The 3,179-nt window shown below is 42.2% G+C and carries 2 protein-coding genes and 1 pseudogene; all 3 read left to right on the forward strand.

Annotated features, from left to right (window positions below; translation table 11 throughout):
* The first annotated feature begins 287 nt into the window (after positions 1-287).
* The 3 genes and pseudogenes from IM479_RS04965 to IM479_RS04975 all read left to right on the forward strand — a co-directional run bounded on the left by IM479_RS04965 (position 288) and on the right by IM479_RS04975 (position 2,673).
* Positions 288-1,511, forward strand: coding sequence for an ABC transporter substrate-binding protein (locus IM479_RS04965; protein WP_287687510.1), 1,224 nt, complete (start codon positions 288-290; stop codon positions 1,509-1,511).
* A gap of 323 nt (positions 1,512-1,834) precedes the next feature.
* Positions 1,835-1,960 (forward strand): annotated as a pseudogene (locus tag IM479_RS04970) (DUF4334 domain-containing protein); the annotation flags it as partial.
* Positions 1,961-2,022: 62 nt separating this feature from the next.
* A complete protein-coding gene (locus tag IM479_RS04975) occupies positions 2,023-2,673 on the forward strand; it encodes a methyltransferase family protein (RefSeq protein ID WP_287687509.1) in 651 nt (216 codons plus the stop codon).
* Positions 2,674-3,179 lie beyond the last annotated feature (506 nt).

The following is a 3,179-nucleotide window of genomic DNA, read 5'->3' on the forward strand; positions in this document are numbered from 1 at the left end:
CCAAATGCGTTTAACCGCTATGGGATAGAGAGGTGCGTAGTTCACCCAAGGAGAATTAATCTCTCGAAGTAAAAGTGAAGGGAATTTCTGAAATGGAATTCAGTCTGTCTATATTTGACTATACTTTTACTAACTATGAGACGGGGAGGTTAATCGACAAAATTAGGGGAAAGAAAGGGCGCTAAGGGAGCAAAATCGGTTCTGATCCCGTCGAGAATTTCGCTGAAATCAACCCGATTAGCGAAATAATAGTGTCATCAACAATATCAGCCTCCTGGAGAGTTAAGATGCTCAGAAAACGTTTATTAATCCCTTTAATCTTATCTCTAGTCACTTTTGGTCTAGTGGTGGCCTGTAATTCCGGCACTCCCACTGGTCAAACTAACCCCAGTCCCGCAGAAAACGCCGCCACTGCTGCTATTCCCATCGGTGCAGCTTTGGCTCAAACCAGCAATCTCGCCCTATTGGGACAGGAACAGGTGATCGGTGTCAAGATGGCTGAAACATATTTTAATAAAAAGGGCGGAGTCAATGGAACACCGATTAAAGTTATTATCCAGGATGTGGCTGGGGATGAACCGGGAGCGATCAACGCCATCAATACCCTGATCACTCAAGATAAGGTGGTGGGTATTCTCGGTCCGTCCCTATCCCAACAAGCTTTTGCCGCTAGTCCGATCGCCGATCGAGCCAAAGTTCCTATTCTCGGTCCGTCTAACACCGCTAAAGGTATCCCCCAGATCGGTGAATATGTGGGTAGGGTGTCTGCTCCTGTGGCTGTGGTCGCTCCCAATGCGGTTAAAACCGCTTTAAAAATCGATCCCAAGATTAAAAAAGTGGCTGTCTTTTTTGCCCAAAATGATGCTTTTAGTAAATCGGAAACGGAAACTTTTCAAGAAACCCTGAAGAGTTTAAATCTTGATATTGTCACCGTGCAGAAATTCCAAACCACCGATACAGATTTTCAAAACCAAGCCACCGCCGCTATTAATATTAAACCGGATTTAGTGGTTATTTCTGGTTTGGTTGCTGACGGAGGCAATTTGGTCAAACAGTTGCGACAATTAGGCTATCAGGGGTTAATTATTGGTGGTAATGGTTTAAATACTTCTAATATTTTCCCTGTTTGTCAAGCTCAATGTGATGGCATTATCATTGCTCAAGCTTATAACCCGGAATTAGATAGTCCTATTAATCGGGATTTTGTCGCCGCTTATACAGCAGAAAATAAAAAAGCACCGCCCCAATTTACCGCTCAAGCTTTTACGGGAATTCAAGTTTTTGTCGAGGCCTTAAAACGGGTAGATGATAAAAATAAACTCAGTACACTTTCCCTCGCACAAATTCGCCAACAATTAAATCAGGAAATTTTAGCGGGTAAGTATGTCACTGTCCTGGGAGATATTGCTTTTACTCCCGAAGGGGAAATCATTCAGGATAAATTCTCCGTGGCACAAATTAAAATGGATGCCGATGGTAAAAATGGTAAGTTTACTTTTGTGAAAAATTAATAAGTAAGTGGTTCTTCTCGTTTCTACCTCGTTGCAAGGGAGACCCTTGCAACGCATTTCCAGAGGTTCTAGCTCTTGTGTAACCGATCAGGGAAGGGAGGAATATCCTCCCTTTTCTCATGCCAAGGTAGAACCTTGGCATGAGAAAAATATAAAGATTGTATTAAATTGTATTTTTAAATACAGTGCTGGGGTGGAAAGTGTGTTGTGTAACAATCCGCCAGTCTTTGGTGTTGGGTAGTGTGGTGTCTTAACCCAACCGACAAAACGGCGATCGCCGTTAACCTGACAGACCAGATTGGAAGCTTGTGCTGTTGATCTAGGATTATTTACCGATTAATGACTCTTTTCGGAAATTAGAGGACAATACCGTGCCAGTAATTATGGATTTTAACAACTTTCCCCGACCTTTCTTTTTTATTCTCAAGCGATGTCAAAGACCGGATTGAAACGTTAGTAGTTATAATTGTTTAGCACTCGATCAACAGGATTGATTTCTACTTTGAAGAAAATGAAGATAAAACACGCGATTAATTGGCATAAATTTCTAAGTTTTCTAATTATATTGGGCTTAATGGCTTTTTATAATAATTTTACCCCAGTCGCTTGGATATACCTTGCCCTGCACGGAACTTACGGTCTTATGTGGTTGATCAAGGATAGATTATATCCGGATCAACAATGGGAAAAAGAAATACCGTTGGCTATGGGAATATTTACCTTTATCGTTCTCGGTTTATATTGGGTTGCCCCTTTTATTATTGTTAGCGGGAAGGTCACGGCCGCCGCTCCTTTAATATCCGTGGCGATAGCGATCAATATTATGGGGGTATTTCTCCATTACGGTAGCGATGCCCAAAAGTATTTTACCCTTAAATATAGAGAAGGATTGATCACCGAAGGTTTCTTTAGTCGTAGTCGCAATCCCAACTATTTAGGAGAGATTTTAATTTATCTGAGTTTTGCCCTGTTAGCCCAACATTGGCTCCCTTTTCTGATTTTGGGGGGATTCATCGCCGGGGTCTTCATTCCCAATATGCTTAAAAAAGACCGCTCCCTCTCCCGCTATCCTGAATTTGACGCTTACAAAGCGAAATCCGGATTGCTATTACCCAAGCTAATAAACTCCCGTCTGGATGCTCGCCAATCCACTCAAACCTAAGCAAAGTTAAGGTCTTTCTCGTAAAGATGAAGTATAACCTAATTTGCTGAGGAGATTAAACCGCACGGTGCGCTATTAAGTTTCATTTAGGGGGTATTAGACCGATGGAAGTGGAATAGTAGCATAGGGAAAGGTGCTAAACCGCAGGGAGCGGTTTAATTAATAATTAGGCTCTTCCCGCTTTGTATAGAACCTATTTGGTATCTCTCTTGTGACGCTTCACGGGTAAGAATTACAGGTATTTTGGCTAATTCGCTCTAATCCATACTGGGTAAGGATTTTGGGAAAGATACCAAATGGAATCTATCAAGTTCTTTTCGTTGCCTTCCTCAAGATATTTACACAACCAGGTTTGCACTGTGTTTCTTTGACATCCTCACCGCCGTAAACGGACGGTGATTCCCAAACCTCACGATTTAGGTTTCTGCTTCTTTCCCTTGCGGGGTTCCGCACCTGCCTTAACAGATTTACTCTGTTCTGGTCTTATGGTCGCTCTACAGACTGAC

This window comes from Microcystis sp. M165S2 (assembly GCF_020245885.1).
Lineage (GTDB): Bacteria > Cyanobacteriota > Cyanobacteriia > Cyanobacteriales > Microcystaceae > Microcystis.